Source organism: Streptomyces sp. NBC_00239 (assembly GCF_036194065.1).
Taxonomy (GTDB): domain Bacteria; phylum Actinomycetota; class Actinomycetes; order Streptomycetales; family Streptomycetaceae; genus Streptomyces.
Window position 1 is genome coordinate 1,660,469 of sequence record NZ_CP108095.1, and the last position, 14,502, is coordinate 1,674,970.

Annotated in this window: 16 protein-coding genes and 1 pseudogene; all 17 read left to right on the plus strand. The window is 72.2% G+C overall.

Going from position 1 to position 14,502, the window contains the following annotated elements:
- Positions 1-31 precede the first annotated feature (31 nt).
- The 17 genes and pseudogenes from OG764_RS07225 to OG764_RS07305 all read left to right on the plus strand — a co-directional run bounded on the left by OG764_RS07225 (position 32) and on the right by OG764_RS07305 (position 14,466).
- Positions 32-454 carry a DUF6238 family protein gene (locus tag OG764_RS07225; protein ID WP_328967557.1) on the plus strand — a complete coding sequence of 141 codons (423 nt, stop codon included), beginning with the start codon at positions 32-34 and terminating at the stop codon, positions 452-454.
- A gap of 25 nt (positions 455-479) precedes the next feature.
- Positions 480-1,973 (plus strand): ATP-binding protein, encoded by a 1,494-nt coding sequence (locus tag OG764_RS07230; protein WP_328967558.1) that lies wholly within the window; start codon positions 480-482, stop codon positions 1,971-1,973.
- A gap of 29 nt (positions 1,974-2,002) precedes the next feature.
- Complete coding sequence (locus tag OG764_RS07235; protein WP_328967559.1) at positions 2,003-2,782, plus strand: hypothetical protein; 780 nt, start codon at positions 2,003-2,005, stop codon at positions 2,780-2,782.
- 365 nt (positions 2,783-3,147) lie between these two features.
- A complete protein-coding gene (locus OG764_RS07240; protein ID WP_328967560.1) occupies positions 3,148-3,387 on the plus strand; it encodes a hypothetical protein in 240 nt (79 codons plus the stop codon).
- 11 nt (positions 3,388-3,398) lie between these two features.
- Positions 3,399-4,163 (plus strand): glycosyltransferase family 2 protein, encoded by a 765-nt coding sequence (locus tag OG764_RS07245; protein WP_328967561.1) that lies wholly within the window; start codon positions 3,399-3,401, stop codon positions 4,161-4,163.
- A 2-nt stretch (positions 4,164-4,165) separates the two neighbouring features.
- On the plus strand, positions 4,166-5,302 hold the full coding sequence (locus tag OG764_RS07250) for a hypothetical protein (RefSeq protein ID WP_328967562.1): 1,137 nt from the start codon (positions 4,166-4,168) through the stop codon (positions 5,300-5,302).
- Between the two features lie 27 nt (positions 5,303-5,329).
- Positions 5,330-5,755: a hypothetical protein gene (locus tag OG764_RS07255; protein ID WP_328967563.1), complete on the plus strand. Its 426-nt coding sequence runs from the start codon at positions 5,330-5,332 to the stop codon at positions 5,753-5,755.
- 373 nt (positions 5,756-6,128) lie between these two features.
- Positions 6,129-6,845, plus strand: a complete 717-nt coding sequence (locus OG764_RS07260) for a hypothetical protein (protein ID WP_328967564.1) — start codon at positions 6,129-6,131, stop codon at positions 6,843-6,845.
- Between the two features lie 393 nt (positions 6,846-7,238).
- Positions 7,239-7,460 carry a hypothetical protein gene (locus OG764_RS07265; RefSeq protein WP_327419415.1) on the plus strand — a complete coding sequence of 74 codons (222 nt, stop codon included), beginning with the start codon at positions 7,239-7,241 and terminating at the stop codon, positions 7,458-7,460.
- A gap of 194 nt (positions 7,461-7,654) precedes the next feature.
- Positions 7,655-8,797: pseudogene (locus tag OG764_RS07270) on the plus strand (AAA family ATPase).
- Positions 8,794-10,593 carry a hypothetical protein gene (locus tag OG764_RS07275; protein WP_328967565.1) on the plus strand — a complete coding sequence of 600 codons (1,800 nt, stop codon included), beginning with the start codon at positions 8,794-8,796 and terminating at the stop codon, positions 10,591-10,593. Before OG764_RS07270 ends, OG764_RS07275 begins: the two are co-directional and overlap by 4 nt.
- 226 nt (positions 10,594-10,819) lie before the next feature.
- Complete coding sequence (locus OG764_RS07280; RefSeq protein ID WP_443056189.1) at positions 10,820-11,293, plus strand: hypothetical protein; 474 nt, start codon at positions 10,820-10,822, stop codon at positions 11,291-11,293.
- A gap of 106 nt (positions 11,294-11,399) precedes the next feature.
- Positions 11,400-11,816, plus strand: coding sequence for a hypothetical protein (locus OG764_RS07285; RefSeq protein ID WP_328967567.1), 417 nt, complete (start codon positions 11,400-11,402; stop codon positions 11,814-11,816).
- Positions 11,817-11,890: 74 nt separating this feature from the next.
- Positions 11,891-12,784, plus strand: coding sequence for a hypothetical protein (locus OG764_RS07290; RefSeq protein ID WP_328967568.1), 894 nt, complete (start codon positions 11,891-11,893; stop codon positions 12,782-12,784).
- The gene (locus OG764_RS07295) at positions 12,781-13,434 is read left to right on the plus strand and encodes a hypothetical protein (RefSeq protein WP_328967569.1); all 654 of its coding nucleotides are present in this window, start codon (positions 12,781-12,783) and stop codon (positions 13,432-13,434) included. The genes OG764_RS07290 and OG764_RS07295 overlap by 4 nt, the downstream gene beginning before the upstream one ends.
- 25 nt (positions 13,435-13,459) lie before the next feature.
- A complete protein-coding gene (locus tag OG764_RS07300; protein WP_328967570.1) occupies positions 13,460-14,227 on the plus strand; it encodes a hypothetical protein in 768 nt (255 codons plus the stop codon).
- Positions 14,224-14,466, plus strand: coding sequence for a hypothetical protein (locus tag OG764_RS07305; protein ID WP_328967571.1), 243 nt, complete (start codon positions 14,224-14,226; stop codon positions 14,464-14,466). The genes OG764_RS07300 and OG764_RS07305 overlap by 4 nt, the downstream gene beginning before the upstream one ends.
- Positions 14,467-14,502 lie beyond the last annotated feature (36 nt).

Consider the following 14,502-nt stretch of genomic DNA (forward strand, 5'->3'; position numbering starts at 1 on the left):
GCCCCCGGCGTCCCCCTCCACGAGGAGCCCCTTGTCCCCTGACGAACACCCCGTCGGCGACGCCCACCCGTACCTCCGGGCGGCCACCGCCGGCCTTCGCCACCACACCCGCATCCTCGCCACCCGTGCCGGTCAGCCAACCGACCGACACCACCTCGACACCCTCCACGCCCACCTCACCGACCTGCACCGCCTCCTGGACCAGCTCGCCGAGCGCACTCGGCCCGAACGACCCGCCTCGGGACGTCACCTGGCCACGGCCCACACCCGCCTATGGCAGGCAGCCGACGCCGTCCACGCCGCCTTCCACCTGCTCCCCGCCGCGTCTGACGGCACCGGCTGCCACCCAGAGCGGCTCCCGGACGGCCCGCCCGTGCTGACCATCTGCCAGCGGCACCTCGCCGCCTCCCACGTAGTGCGGCGCAAGACCACCCCCGCCGACCTCGCGTCCTGACCGCCACCACCCCGGAAGCGTCCTCTTGTCCCACCGCCGCGAAGCCAGCGCGACCCCCCTGTTCACGCCACAAGGCATCGGCCGGGCCCAGCGCCGTGCCCTGCGCAAGCAGACCGCCCGCGCCGAAGCCCGCGCCCGGGCCGCCGCCGGCCCCAGCTCCGAGCAGCAGCCCGCCGAGGCCGTCTACCCCGAGGCGGCCTACCCACCCGCAGGGCGGCCGGGCCCCTCCTCCGCCCGCGGCAGCCGCCTCAAGCTCCCCGCCCACCGCATGACCACCGCCGTCGCGAGCGCCGCCTACCCCTTCCTCGCCGAAGGCGGACTCGGCGCCGACGGCATCTACATCGGCAAAGACCTCCACGCAGAGGGCAGTTTCACGTTCGATCCCTTCGAGCTGTACGGAAAGGTCGAGGGCTTCACCAATCCCAACGTGCTGCTGGCCGGTGTGATCGGGCAGGGGAAGTCCGCGCTCGCCAAGAGCCTGGCGCTGCGCAGCGTCGCCTTCGGGTACCGGGTGTACGTGCCGTGCGACCCGAAGGGGGAATGGACGGCCGTCGCCCACGCTTTGGGCGGTGCATCCATCGCCCTCGGACCCGGGCTCCCCGGCAGGCTGAACCCGCTGGACGCGCCTCCCCGGCCTCCCTCGGTACCGGAGGCGGAGTGGGAGGGGGAGGTGCGCAAGCGCCGCCTGCTGCTGCTCGGCTCCCTGGCGCGTACGGTCCTCGGCCGCGACCTGCTGCCGATGGAGCACACCGTCCTGGACGTCGCGCTCGGCACCGCCGTCGCCCGGGCTGCGGCGTCCGGCAGGCCCCCGCTGCTCGGCGACGTCGCCCACGCCCTCGCCGACGGGCCGGGTCTCGACCTGGCCGGCGGCATGCTCGCCGGGCGCCTCGGAGACGCAGCCCGCGACCTCGCCCACGCCATGCGCCGACTGGTCTTCGGTGACCTGGCCGGGATGTTCGACGCTCCCTCCACCACTGCCTTCGACCCGTACCGGCCCATGCTGTCCATCGACCTCTCACGCCTGGGCGGCACCGACGACGCCGCCCTCGTGCTCGCCATGACCTGCGCCTCCGCCTGGATGGAGGCGGCCCTCACCGACCCGTACGGCGGCCGGAGATGGGTGGTCTACGACGAGGCATGGAGATTGATGCGCCACCCGGCACTCCTGATGCGCATGCAGGCCCAGTGGAAGCTGAGCCGCGGCCTGGGCATCGCGAACCTGATGGTGATCCACCGGCTGTCCGACCTGCTCACCGCAGGCGACGCCGGCAGCCAGAGCCGGGCCCTGGCCGAGGGCCTGCTGGCCGACTGCTCCACCCGCGTGATCTACCGCCAAGAGACCGACCAGCTCGCAGCCGCCGCCGGACTCCTCGGTCTGACCAACGTCGAATCCGGAGCGCTCTCCCACCTCACCAGGGGCCGCGGCCTGTGGAAGGTCGCAGGCCGAAGCTTCGTGGTCCAGCACCAGCTACACCCCGCTGAACTGCAGCTTTTCGACACAGACGCACGCATGCATTGAACAGAATCGTTCAACCAACCCGGGAACCCATGCCCTCAGCACGCGCCGACCTGTCCCTGTTCGCCTCCGCGCTCGCCGCCCGTCTCCCCGGGCAGTGGACGAGCAACTACCGGCAGCACCTCACCTACGAAGACCAGTGCGCCACCATCGACCGTCTCTGGGACCGCGGCCACGTCGAGTACATCGTCAGCCAGTACGTCCTGGGCCACGAGGCCGTACTCCACGGTCCGGACGGCCAGCACCTCTACGTCACCGACCGGCCTCTGCGGCCAGGCGAGTTCGTCGTTGCTCCGCTTGGCCCCGACGTCGAACCGCACCACTTCGTGGGCATCGAGGAACCCAACGGGATCGCGGTCCCCAACGATCCCGTCCGGGCCGCAGCCCGCATCGCCCGGCGGCTGCTCCCCCGATATGAAGCCGCCCACGACGCGGTAGGCCGCAGCCTCGTCGACCGGCCCGAACCCCCGCGCCGCAAGGCCCCGCCGCAGGTCGACCGAACCCTCACCCTGACCTGGTACGAAGACGGGGTGGTGGGGGCGCCGTACGAGGACGTCCTGGAGGAAGCCAGGGAAGTGCTGTACATCCACGGATTCCAGTACGTGCCCCACCAGGCCGCGTTCCTCCTCCCCACCTCCTACGGCGAGGCCGACCGCGCCGTACGCATCCAGGCCGTCGCACTGCGGCTCGCCGCAGCCGGGATCGGTGTGAACCTGCGTCACGCCACGCCCACCGCCACCCGACCCAGCCCACCGGCCGTGGCCCGGCCGGTATCCGCGCTGCCCGCAGCCCCTGCCGCCCGCGCCCGCTGACCACCTGCACGAAGGGAACCGCTATCAGCACCCGCAGCTTCATCGCCCGCCCCACCCCCAAAGGCGGCTACGAGGGCATCTACTGCCATTACGACGGCTATCCCGACAACCAGCTCCCCCTCCTGCTCGGCGCCGCCCGCTACCGCTTCAGCGGTGACCTCGACGCCCTGCGCCGGCACCTCATCGATGGCCCCCACGACTGGAAGAACCTCGGCACGGACCTCCTGGACAGGGCCCCCGACAACGTCCGGGAGCGCCTCGACCCCCCCGGCGACCGCGGCCCGAGCGCACCCTTCGACAACGTCTTCAACGTTGACGGCACCCCCGCGAAGCCGATCCCGGTCACCGACGCCAACGCCGATGCCATGGGCCTGGAATGGGGCTACGTCCTGCATGACGACGGCATCGAGGTCATCGCCCTGACCTGGTACGACAGCGGCCCCATCGTGTCCTGGGACACCGACCCCCTCTCCCGGATCTCCGGCACCCCCTCCCTGTGGGACTCGAACCGGCCCGCGCCCATCCAGGCCCCCTCAACCCCACTGAAGATCACCAAGCCGGTCGCCCCGGCACCCGCACCCGCCCGACCGCGGATCACCCGCTGAACGCCCCGCCCATGGACCGCACCCCGGAGATGTCCCTGTCCGCCCCGCAGATCACCGTCGTCATCGCCACCCAACTCCGCCCCGAACGCCTGCCCTACCTGCAGGAGATGCACGCCAGCCTCACCCGGCAGACCGTGCCCTGGGAGGCAGTCCTCGTCCTCGACGGCGCCGACCCCGCCCTCGTGCCTGCCCCGATCACCGCCGACCCCCGGATCCGGACCCTCGTCCTGCCCCGCCCGGTCGGTGCCGCCTGCGCCCGCAACCTCGGCCTGAACGAGGTGCGCACCGAGTTCGTGAACTGGGCCGACGACGATGACGTCTTCCCCGACTGGAGCCTGGGCATACGTCTGGAGACCTTCACCGACAAGCTCGGGTGGGTCGCCGGATACAGCGAGGACTGGCTGCCGGACGGCTCCCGGCGCCTGTGGGAATGCCCGGCCCCGCCCGGCTATCACGCCGCCGGCGACGTGGTGACGTACTGGCCCCGGCCGCAGGACACCATCCCCGTCGGGCCGACGACCATCCTGGCCCGCACCCGCCTGGTCCGCGCGGCGGGCGGCATGGGCGGCCTCGTCCAGGGCGAGGACTACATGGCGGCCGTCGGCGTCACCGCCCTGGCCCCCGGCGTGCTGCTGCCGCTGCCCGTCTACCGGTACCGCAAGCACGGCGGGCAGATGACCCGCGGCGAGCAGTACGAGGAGCTGGAGCTGGCCGCCCGCCGCCATGCCCACGCGTTCGGGCACGGCCTGCGCAACGCCCTCGCCAGCCGGGCGTGAGCATGGACGACCGCACGACGCCCCGTTCCAGGGGCCTGGCACAGATCATCCTCGCCCTCAGCCCGGCCGACGGCCTGGTCGCCGTCCCCGTGGGCGAGCAGTACCGGTGGGCCGACACCACCCTGCGGCTCACGCCCGGATTCGAGCGGCGCCCCGACGGCACGTACGCCCTGCACGAGGTAGACACCGCAAAACCCAACCTGCTTGCACTCGCAGAGAACGCGCGCCGACACCGCGTCCACCTCTTCGGCGGCACCCGCCCGTACCTCGGCGACTACGCCACCGCGCTGGCCGACGGCCTGCCCGGGACGTGGACGGTGAAGGTCGAGGTCTACGCCCACCCGGTGTGGCAGGAAGACCTCGTCCCCCTCCTGTGGGACGCGGGCGAACTCATCGACTCCGTGGAGTACATCCGCATCCCATACGCCGCCCAGCTCACCAACGGCGCGGGCATCGAACTCCTCCTCGTCGAACGGCCCGGCAGCGCACACGAGTACCTACTCGGCGCCTTCGCCAGCGCCACCTTCGACGACAACTACGCCGACCCGCACGCCCCCCGCTCAGTCGTGCTGCCCTCCGAAGCGGCCCACGCCGCCGGCCTGGTCACCGGCACATTCCTGCCCGCGTACGAGCAGGCAGTCCACGAACGGCTGCTGGTTGCCGCCGAAGCGGCGCACGGCAGGCTCGAGGAACTCCATGTGGAGTGGACTTCAATCCAGCAGTCCAGCCTCTACAGCGACGGCACCCGCCTGGACCCGGCCGCGCTCGGACACACCGAGCAGCAGTACCTCGAAGAGAGCTCCGTGGAGTGGCGCCGCGTGCGCCCCCACGCCGCTGAACTCCTCTCCCGTGTGCGCCCCGTGTCGGGCTCCGAGGACTCCGCCTCCCTGGACCGCCTCCACCAGCTCCTTCACCCGGACGCGGCGGAACCCTCGTGGCCGACGGCACAGTCCTCGCCTGCCGCCCTGCCGCCAGGCACAGCCGAGACCCTCCGCCGATGGCGCACCGACGCGCCGGCCCTGCTGCGGCATGCCCGCGCCACCCGACCCGTCGGCCCTGCGACCACGGTCCGGCCTGCACTTCCCGCTGCCGGCAAGGCCGCGCCCTCCGTCCCCGGACGAGCGCCCCGCAGCCGATGACCTCCCCCGACCATCAGGACGCCCCCCATGCAACCGCACTTCCATTTCGGGCTGCACGCCGAGCACGGTGTGGTCGCCCGTCCCACCACAGCCATCACTTCCCACCTCGCGGCCTGGTACCTGGAGCGCGAGCAGTTCGAACCAGTACCGGGCCGAGCGGATCTGTTCCGGCTGACCCAGCCCGATCACGACCTGCGGCGCCGCGCCCGGCAGACCGTCCATGACCTCCGCCGACATGGGTTCACCGTGCATGCGGACCTCTCCCTCGATCCAGCCGAAACGGCCCCGGCGAACGCCCCGGTCCGAGCGAACTCCGCGGCCGAACGGCTGGCTCGCATCGCCCGGGCCGCCGCCGCCCGACCTCCGCAGCACCGCGTAAGCACCCCCCAGGTCGCCTCCGTGCCCGTACCCACCCTCGGCGCCCACTCCTCGGCTGCCAGACGAACCCGGTGACCACGACGGGCCCCTCCCCGGCCTGACAGCCACACCGCACCGACACAACCCCTAACCCGACCCAAGGACACCTGCCCTGCCGCCGACCGCCACCATCACCCTCCACCGCACCGCTGCCGGCACCCTGACCGGCCACGCATCCGGAGCGCGTCACCAGTGGGCCGAGACCTGCCTGACCCTCGCCGGATTCACCGCGGACCAGTACGGAATCCACCAACTGCCCCTGGACGATCCCAGCCAGGCCCGCGAGGCACTGCACCAGCTGCGTCAGAGCGCGCAAGACCTCGACGTCGCCGTCATCCTCAGCGAGCGGCCCTTCCTCGGCGATGTCGCTGACCGCATCGCCCACGCCCTGCCCGGGCGGTGGACGGTGATGGTGACCGCGCATCCGGAACGCCACGCACAGCAGGGCCTGCTGGAGTCGGTATGGGCCTCTGGCCCTTCGGGGGGAGCGCTTCACAAGGCCCTGGAGACCAGCCATCCGTCGGTCTCCGCCCATCTGCGGCACGACGGCGACGGCGCCTGGCTCGTCCTCGTCCACGACGCGTGGCACGCCCACTACGTGGTCGGCGCGATGCTCCCCGGCCCGGACGAACTCGACACGGTCGCCTCCGAGGGGCCTGCCTGCGTCACCGCGCCCACCATCGAAGCGATTGCCGCTGCCGTACGGGACCGGTTGCTGCCGGACTACACCGCCGCACTCCTGCGCGGTCAGCTCGCCGAGGCCGAAGAAGACCTGCGCTGGGCCCAGGAATCCTATGAACCCGGCGAGATCCTTGAACCATTCGATCCCGCTCTGGCCGGGGCGCTCGCCAGGTTCCTCAACCAGGTCCCTCGTCTCATCGCACACGTGCGCCGACCCCAGGCTCTGCAGCTGTCTCCGCACGAGACGGCGTTCCTCGACTCCTTCGAGGCAACTCTGGAGTCTGACGGGCAGGACGGGACGGTCGCGATGTCGCTCTGGCTCACCGAGGGGGACCAGCTAATCGATCTCGCCCGGAACCCCGACCGGCCCCGGCTCGCACCGCCACCGGCCACCCGCCGCGTGCCGGGACCGGCGCCCGTACTGAGCGCAGCACGCTCCCGCTGACCAGGCTGCCCCGCCCTCCGGGCATGAGTCCGACCCGCTGGCCGTCGCGGGCGCCGACTGCCCCCGGCTTCCTGGGCGCCTCGCCATACCGCTGTGCGACCGGCTCACGCGACCGGTCCAGCCCTCCACCCCTTCTGTTGCAAGGAGTTCTCCGTGGCCATTGTTGGTACACCCGGCTATCAGAACGTGCGGAAAGGCGAGTCAGGTAGCTGAGGGGCGGTGAGGCCCGCCCTGGAGCATGTCGGCAGTCATTGCCCATCGTTCGTGGTCCAGCCACGCACCGTTGATGTGCTGGAAGCTCCGGGCCCGCCTCGCCTTCGCCCAACACCCCACCGCTTTCCCGCCACCACCGATAGGAGATCCTCCATGCCCGAAGCACCAGCAGAGCCGTTCATGACGATCCGGCACACCATCACCGGCGAGATCACCACCACCGGCTACAACGCCGCCGCCCGGCGGATCCTGCTCCAGGACGGCTTCGAAGAGACGCCCGGCTGCGCCTGCCGAGCGACGGAACCCGGTACGGAGCGGACGCACGGGCCTGCTCGGCAGCCAGCGAGCTGCTCGTCGCCGGCCATCCCGTGCACCTGGACCGAGCCCTCGGTCGGCCGGTGAGCGCCGACGGTACGCCCCGGTTGGCCCGGTCGCCAATGTCGGCACAGTCCGTGATCCGCTCCGAGAGCGGCCAGCCTCTCCAGCGCATCGCCCACCCCGCCCGCACCCGTACCTGTTGAAGGGGCCTCGTTTTGACCACACCTGGAACGCCTACCAGTTCAGCGCGCACCAAGGGCGGCGAACTGCGGGCCAAGGTGGCCCGACTGCTGGCCGACCGGCCGGCGGACACGCTCACCATCGGGGACATGGCCAGGCAGCTGGGCCACTCCCACGGCGCCGTCCGCAACGCCGCCCTCACCCTGGTGCGACGCGGCGAGGCCGACCAAGGCGGAACCGGACAACCGGAGTTCCGGGCGAACGGGAAGACCGCCGCAGCCGCGCAGACCGCTGTGATCAGCCCACCGGGCACCCACTCTCCCCGCGCCCAGGCGGCCACGGCCCGCACGACCAGTCCCGCAGCAGCCACGCCCAGGCAGACCGGCCCGATCCGCCGCGCGGGGGGCCAGCTCTACCACCCCCGGGAGCTGGCCGACCTGCCCGACGTCGAGGCGTTGAACCGCTTGCGCGACGCCGACGTGCCGGTGCTGCTCTACGGCCCTCCGGGCACCGGCAAGACGAGTCTGGTCGAGGCGGCGTTCCCGGACCTACTCACCGTCGCCGGTGACGGCGACACCACGGTCGGCGACTTGATCGGCGAGTACACACAGGACGACGCGGGAGCCTACGTCTTCCAGTACGGTCCGCTGGTCACCGCGATGACCGAGGGCCGCGCCCTGCTGATCGACGATGCCACCTTGATCTCACCGAAGGTCCTGGCGGCGCTGTATCCCGCGATGGACGGGCGCAGGCAGATCCAGGTCAAGGCCCACAAGGGCGAGACCATCAAGGCCGAGCCGGGCTTCTACGTGGTGGCTGGCCACAATCCCGGCGTCCACGGGGCGGTGTTGACGGAGGCGCTCGCGAGCCGGTTCAGCGTGCAGATCCAGATCGGCACGGACTAGGACCTCGCCCTGGCGCTGAGGATAGATGCCCGGGTGGTCCGGGTCGCCCGACACCTCTCCCGCCAGGTCGAGCTCGGCGAGCTGGGCTGGGCCCCCCAACTGCGGGAGCTGCTCAGCTACCAGAAGACCGAGGCCGTCCTCGGCACCAAGGCCGCGCTCGCGAACCTGGTCGGCATCGCTCCTCTGGAGGATCGTGACGCCGTCGCCGCTGCCGTCATCAAGGCTGTCGGGGTCAAGGAGGTCGCTCCCCTCACCCTCGGCAAGCAGCTTTCCGCCTCGGCCGTCCGGCAGCCCCCGGGCATCACCGGCTCCGCGCACCGGGGCCGCTCGCGATGAGCGCCCACCACCACGTCCAGGCCCCCGCCACCACGCCGGACGACGACGCCGACCTCGCGCGATGGGACGACGACGGCGCCCCGCCCGCGCAACCCCGTTCCTCCCCGGACGCGTGGCTGCGCGTGGGAGCCGAACTCGGCGATCGGCTGGTCGCCCTCTCCGGCCGCCAGGACCTCCTTGTCACCTGCCGCCCCGGCACGCGCAGCGGCGCACCGGCCGCGTTCTTCCCCACTCTGGGCGAGGTCGAGTTCGACGCCGGCCTGTTCGCCCCGCTCCAGCCCCACGAGATCCATCCGCGGATCGTGGGCGACGAGGAGCGGTATCCCGCCGCCTGGGGAGTGTTCGTCCACGAGGCCGCGCACGCGGCCCACTCCGTCTGGACGGCGCCTGCCGGAGCGAACCCCCGTGTCGTCGAGGCCGCGCTCCTGCTGGAGGAGAGCCGTGTCGAAGGCGCACACCTGATCACGCGGCCCACGGACCGCACGTACCTGCGCACCAGTGCCCGAACCCTGGTCATGCCCGATATCGACCAGACCACTCTCCAGGGCATCGAGCACGCCGCCGCCGTGGCGGCCCTGGTCCTCGGCCGCCGTGACGTCGGCATCCTGGACGCCGGCGAGACCCGGGCCGTCGCCGACCTGTGCGAAAAGGTGCTGGGCGCAGACCTGCTGGCCACACTCACCCGCATCTGGACCGCAGCCCACCAGTGCGCCGACCACGACGCCACGACCATGCTCGCGCACGCTCAAGAATGGTGCGACGCTCTGGACACCGCGGCCCCCGCCCTGCCCGTGCCGGAGAACCTCACCGATCTGCTGTCCGGCGCCGTGGGGGTCGTCATGGACAGCACGGCAGCCACCGACGCCGCCGACCTCGCGGCACAGGCCGCAGCGACCAACGCCAAGGCCGCGCAGTCCAAGGCGCAGGCTCAGGACCGCGCCCAGCGAGCCGGCCAGCGACGCAAAGCCGCCGCCACCGCCAAGAGCGTCTTCAACGCCCGTGGCACCACCGTCGCCCCCGACGGCACACCGGCGCCCTACGGCAACCCGGTCACCGGCACCCGCAGGCCCACCGCCGCCGAGCAGAGTGCCGCCGCACGCCTGAGCCGCGCCCTGCGTGCCGCCGCCTACCGCGAGCGGACCGAGGAGCGGACCACCAGCCCCACCCCGCCCGGCCGCCTCAATATGCGTGCGGCCCTCGCCCGGGACGCTCAGCGCGCGGCCGGGTCGGTCCCCACCGCGGAACCGTTCACCCACACCCGCCGCCGGAACTCCCCCACCCCACCGCTGCGTGTGGGTATCGCCGTCGATGTCTCCGGCTCCATGCGTGCCGCCTGCGCGCCCGTCGCGTCCGCTGCCTGGATCGTGGCACGCGCAGCAGCCCTGACCGACCCCGACTCCCTTACCGCCACCATCGCCTATGACAGGCACCTGACCGCATTGATCCGACCCACCCACCGAGCACCAGAGCGCGTGACGACGTTCGATGCCAACGGCGGCCAGCACAACCTCGGCGACGCCATCGACGCACTCGACCACGGCCTCGAACTCAGCCGCCCCGGCGCCGGCCGCCTCCTCGTGATCGTCACCGACGCCTGGTACGGCAGCGACGAAACCGCTCAAGCCGTCACCCGCGTCAAGCAGCTCACGACCGCCGGCTGCGCCGTACTCCAGCTCACCCTCACCGCGGAGTCCCTCCACTTGCCGGGGACCACCTTGCTGCACCTGCCCCGGCCCTCCAGCGCTCCCGTCGCCATCGCCACGGCGGCCACAGAGGCCATCCGCAGAACACGCTGAGACGGAGCAGAAGGCGGAAGCGTCCCCGAGACCACCGCCAAGCACTCCAGACCACCTCCGTTCGCCGCATGAATCGTGCACCTGATGCACGACCCTCCGCAGCGACGCAGGCCACCACCCCAACCGCCAACGAAAGGCACTCGATTTGAAGCCCCAGACCAGCAGCCCGACCTCGAACGTAACGCCCATCAAACGGAATTCCCCGGGGGTCCCCACGTCCTTTGAGATCGTCCACAGCTGTGGACACACCAACACCCATGACCTGTCGAGCGGTTCGGCGGACCAGCGCGCTGGATACGCCCGCTGGCTCGCCGCCCGGCAGTGCACCGACTGCTGGCGGGCCGATCACCAGGCGGATGCCGCCAGCACGGCCGAGTGGCTGGCCGCCAAGCGCGCCGAAGAACAGACCGCCGCTGCGGACTGGGCAACCCAGTTCGACATGCCGCCCCTGGAGGGACCCGAAAAGATCCAGGGCTGGGGCGAGCGCACCCGCCACCAGCTGGTGACCCGCGCCTACACCGCGCTGGTCACCGAAGGGACCTGGGACGAAGCCGACTGGGCCCAGTTGGAGGAGCAGGTCCGGCTGCTGACGAGAGCCGGGTGGTGGGTCGACCAGCGCGAGGCTGAGGGGACCGATCTGCCCGAGCTGCTGGAGGCCGCCGACGACCGCGACCGGCCCACGGAGAACCCGTTCCGGTAGGCCGGGCGGCGCGCAATATAGCCGCCGATCCCCGGTTTCGGAAACCGGGGATTCTCCGGACCCTTTGTCTTCCACCGCCGCCCAGCGTCTTCGTGGAAGGACCTCCGTGCCCGAGACCCGCCCCGTGTACCTGCCGCCCGACCCGCTCACCCCGGAGCGGGACATCACCCACCAGCACTTCCGCCCAGGCGAGCACGTCGTGGTCCTCAAGGGCGCCGCCGGCGGAGAGCTGTGGGGCGACGCGATGAAGATCGTGGCCCCTTCCTGGCACACCCCGACCGACGAGGACGGATGGAGGCTGCTCGATCCCAATGGCGGCGACCGGTCCTATGTCACGGCCCACCCCCGCTACCTGGTGCACCTGTCCAAGCGGTGCCCGGAGTGCCTGATGCATCAGAAGGCGTTGCGGGAATACCTGGTCAAGCGCCTCGGGGACGCCGAGGAGGCCGTGGACTGCAGCTGGTACTCCCTGACCGCCGCCAATCAGCTCCTCCACATCGCCGACGCCCGCCCCGGCCGGTGATCACCGCAGTCCTGCCACGGCGCGAAGCCGCCGGCCCGCAGCCACCCCTCGAAAGCCCGACCCCGAGCGAGACCATGATCATTGCAGTCCACTCCCGTGACGTGACCGCCGACGAAGCCCTCGCCGAGGCGCTCGGCCGCGAGATCAGCATGGCCGAGGGCCTGACCACCGAGCCCGGCGGCACGGTGGTGGCCCACTGGAACCGGCTGGACCACTACACCGACGACGACCGGATATGGGAGTCGGCGACGTGGGCCGACCATCTCGCCGACCCGTCGCTGGAGCACCCACTCGCCTCCGGGCCCGACGGCGACCGGCGCGCGATCCTCCACATCACCGCACACCTTCATCCGCTGGACCGGGAGTTGAACCACGCCGAGTGGTCCGAGATCGGCTATCGGATCGCTCGTGTCGCCGGCATCGCGCCACCCGGCGACGACGCGGCATGCCGGTGGATCGCAGTCCAGGGCCAGCCCGGCCGCCTGGACGTGATCGCCAACCTGGTCCGTGCCGACGGCACTTGGAGTGCCCCTCCCCACCGGCTCCTGCAGGCCCTGGTCGCCGAGGCGCGGAACATCGCGGCCGACCTCCTTCTGCACTCCATCCCCCAGCAGCGCTCCGGCCCCCAGGATCCGTCGGCCGGTCCGGCGGTGACCGTCTCCCCGCGGGTGCCGACCGCGACAGGCCCGCTCGCGGGAATCCTGCGACAGCTCGCCGCCGAGCAGTCCGGCCCGATCGCCGCCGTGCGGCAGCTCGTGGAGGAGGTCGGCCGGCAGGCCGCCGCACTGCCCGGCGACCAAACCGACGCCGCCGCACGGGACTTGTTCTGGGCAGCCCGCCGCCTGTACGGGCTGCAGGAGCAGCTGGGCGAGATCGCCTCGCGACTCCAGCCTCCCGCGCCTCCGGCCCCCGTTGCGCCGACACTGCCCGTGCAGGCAGCCACCTCGGCCCGTGCGATGGCCCGGTGAACGAACCTGTCGACCCGCGCAAGGCGCCGCCCATCACGGTCGCCAGGGACGCGGACACCGGACGGATCACCGCCCGCGGCGGTGACGGGCTGGCCCACGGCATCCTGGAACGCACGTTCTTCCTGCGTGAGGTCCGCGGGTGCACCTGGCACCGGATGTCGCCGACCGTCGAGCCGGCGGACCAGGCGGCCGTGGCCAAGCTCGCCGTCGCCCGGCTCCAGGCCGCCGGATACCGGGTACAGGCCGACGCGGAGTTCGCGACCTCGACGACCGATTCCCGCTACGTGACGACGGGGCGGTCGATCGCGAACCTCGCAGAGTCCATCCGCGAAGCGGGCAGCCCGGCCGAGGTGTCCGACCGGCTGGAGGAGGTGACCGCCGCGCACGACGGCATCCTCGCCTCCCTGGGGCAGCTTCTCCACTCCCTTGCCTCCGTCTACGACGGCCTCGGCGGACCTGCGGACCGGCACGTCGCGGCCCGGATGCGCTACCTGGCGGAGCACCGGCTCGGTCCCATCACCGCCGACCTGCTGCACACCCGCGCCGAACTCGCCGACCGCACCACGGCCCCGGCCCGGCCTGGCACAGCCCTCCCCGCTGCCGCCCTGCCAGCCTCACCCGCCTCTACCGCCTCCGGACGGACCCGATGACCCCCGCCCCAAGTTCGAGGAGCCCATGCCCGCCCCCCATACCCTGCCCGCCGACGACAGCCGCGACGTCGAATCGTTCGCCACCGTCCTCTCCGAGGAACTCCCCGGCCACTGGACCATCCAGTACCACCAGCACGCCCGGCACGAGGAGCAGTTCACCCACGCCGAGAACGTATGGGACCTCAACGAGGTAGCAGCCGCGCTCGCCGAGTACGCCGTGGGCGCCGACGCCCACCTCGTCCGCGACGACGGCATGAGCCTGTACGTCACCGTCCACCCCCGGCATGAGGAGGAGTTCCTCGTCGCCGCCATCGCTCCGGCCGGCGTCGCCCCCGAGGCGTACGCCGGGGTACGCGAGCCCGACGGGATCGCCGTGCCCGCCGACGCCGAGCGCGCCGCCCGCGCCGTCACCGCAGACCTGCTGCCACGCTACGACATCGCCCTGGCCCAGGTCCGGCACAACGCGATGAACCCCCCGCAGCCCGGGCCCGGTACGCAGCAGGAGCAGGTGGTGATGACCTGGCTCGAGGACGGTTCCCTCGCCGCGGTCACCACCACCCGTCCCTCAGCCGAGGTCCTTCTCGCTGAAGGGTTCGTCTGGGAGAGCGCAGCGAAGGCGTACGTGCTCGGCGGGGACGACACCCGGTCCCAGGCCCACGCCGTCCGGGCCGCCGGCGCCCGCCTCGCACGCCTCGGCATCGCCACAGTGCTGCGCGCCGCCGCCCGCCCGGCCGCGGAGACCACGCTGCCCACGCCCCAGCCCGGCGCCCGGACCACCGCCCGAACCCGGTGACCGCGCCCGCCCCGCGCCAGACCAACCGCCCCCAGCCATCGGCTGACACTCCTGACGGTCGGCCCCGTGTCCCGCTGCTCACCGCGGCCCGCCGACCGGCGCTCGCCCGCTTCCTGCTGCGCCACTACCTGCGCGCCGCCGTCGTCAAAGCCGCAGGCACCGACCGGCCCCGGCCCCCGATGTCACCGCCGCGCCACGTCGGCGCACCGGCCGCCTCCATCCACCGCCACACCCGCTGACCGCCGTCGTGGGTAACGCACAGCACCCTGGACCAC

Coding starts and splice junctions, on each gene's coding strand:
- OG764_RS07250 (WP_328967562.1), top strand. CDS start 4,166: ATGGACGACCGCACGACGCCCCGTTCCAGGGGCCTGGCACAGATCATC.
- OG764_RS07235 (WP_328967559.1), top strand. CDS start 2,003: ATGCCCTCAGCACGCGCCGACCTGTCCCTGTTCGCCTCCGCGCTCGCC.
- OG764_RS07275 (WP_328967565.1), top strand. CDS start 8,794: ATGAGCGCCCACCACCACGTCCAGGCCCCCGCCACCACGCCGGACGAC.
- OG764_RS07290 (WP_328967568.1), top strand. CDS start 11,891: ATGATCATTGCAGTCCACTCCCGTGACGTGACCGCCGACGAAGCCCTC.
- OG764_RS07245 (WP_328967561.1), top strand. CDS start 3,399: ATGGACCGCACCCCGGAGATGTCCCTGTCCGCCCCGCAGATCACCGTC.
- OG764_RS07265 (WP_327419415.1), top strand. CDS start 7,239: ATGACGATCCGGCACACCATCACCGGCGAGATCACCACCACCGGCTAC.
- OG764_RS07260 (WP_328967564.1), top strand. CDS start 6,129: ATGGTGACCGCGCATCCGGAACGCCACGCACAGCAGGGCCTGCTGGAG.
- OG764_RS07255 (WP_328967563.1), top strand. CDS start 5,330: ATGCAACCGCACTTCCATTTCGGGCTGCACGCCGAGCACGGTGTGGTC.
- OG764_RS07300 (WP_328967570.1), top strand. CDS start 13,460: ATGCCCGCCCCCCATACCCTGCCCGCCGACGACAGCCGCGACGTCGAA.
- OG764_RS07240 (WP_328967560.1), top strand. CDS start 3,148: ATGGGCCTGGAATGGGGCTACGTCCTGCATGACGACGGCATCGAGGTC.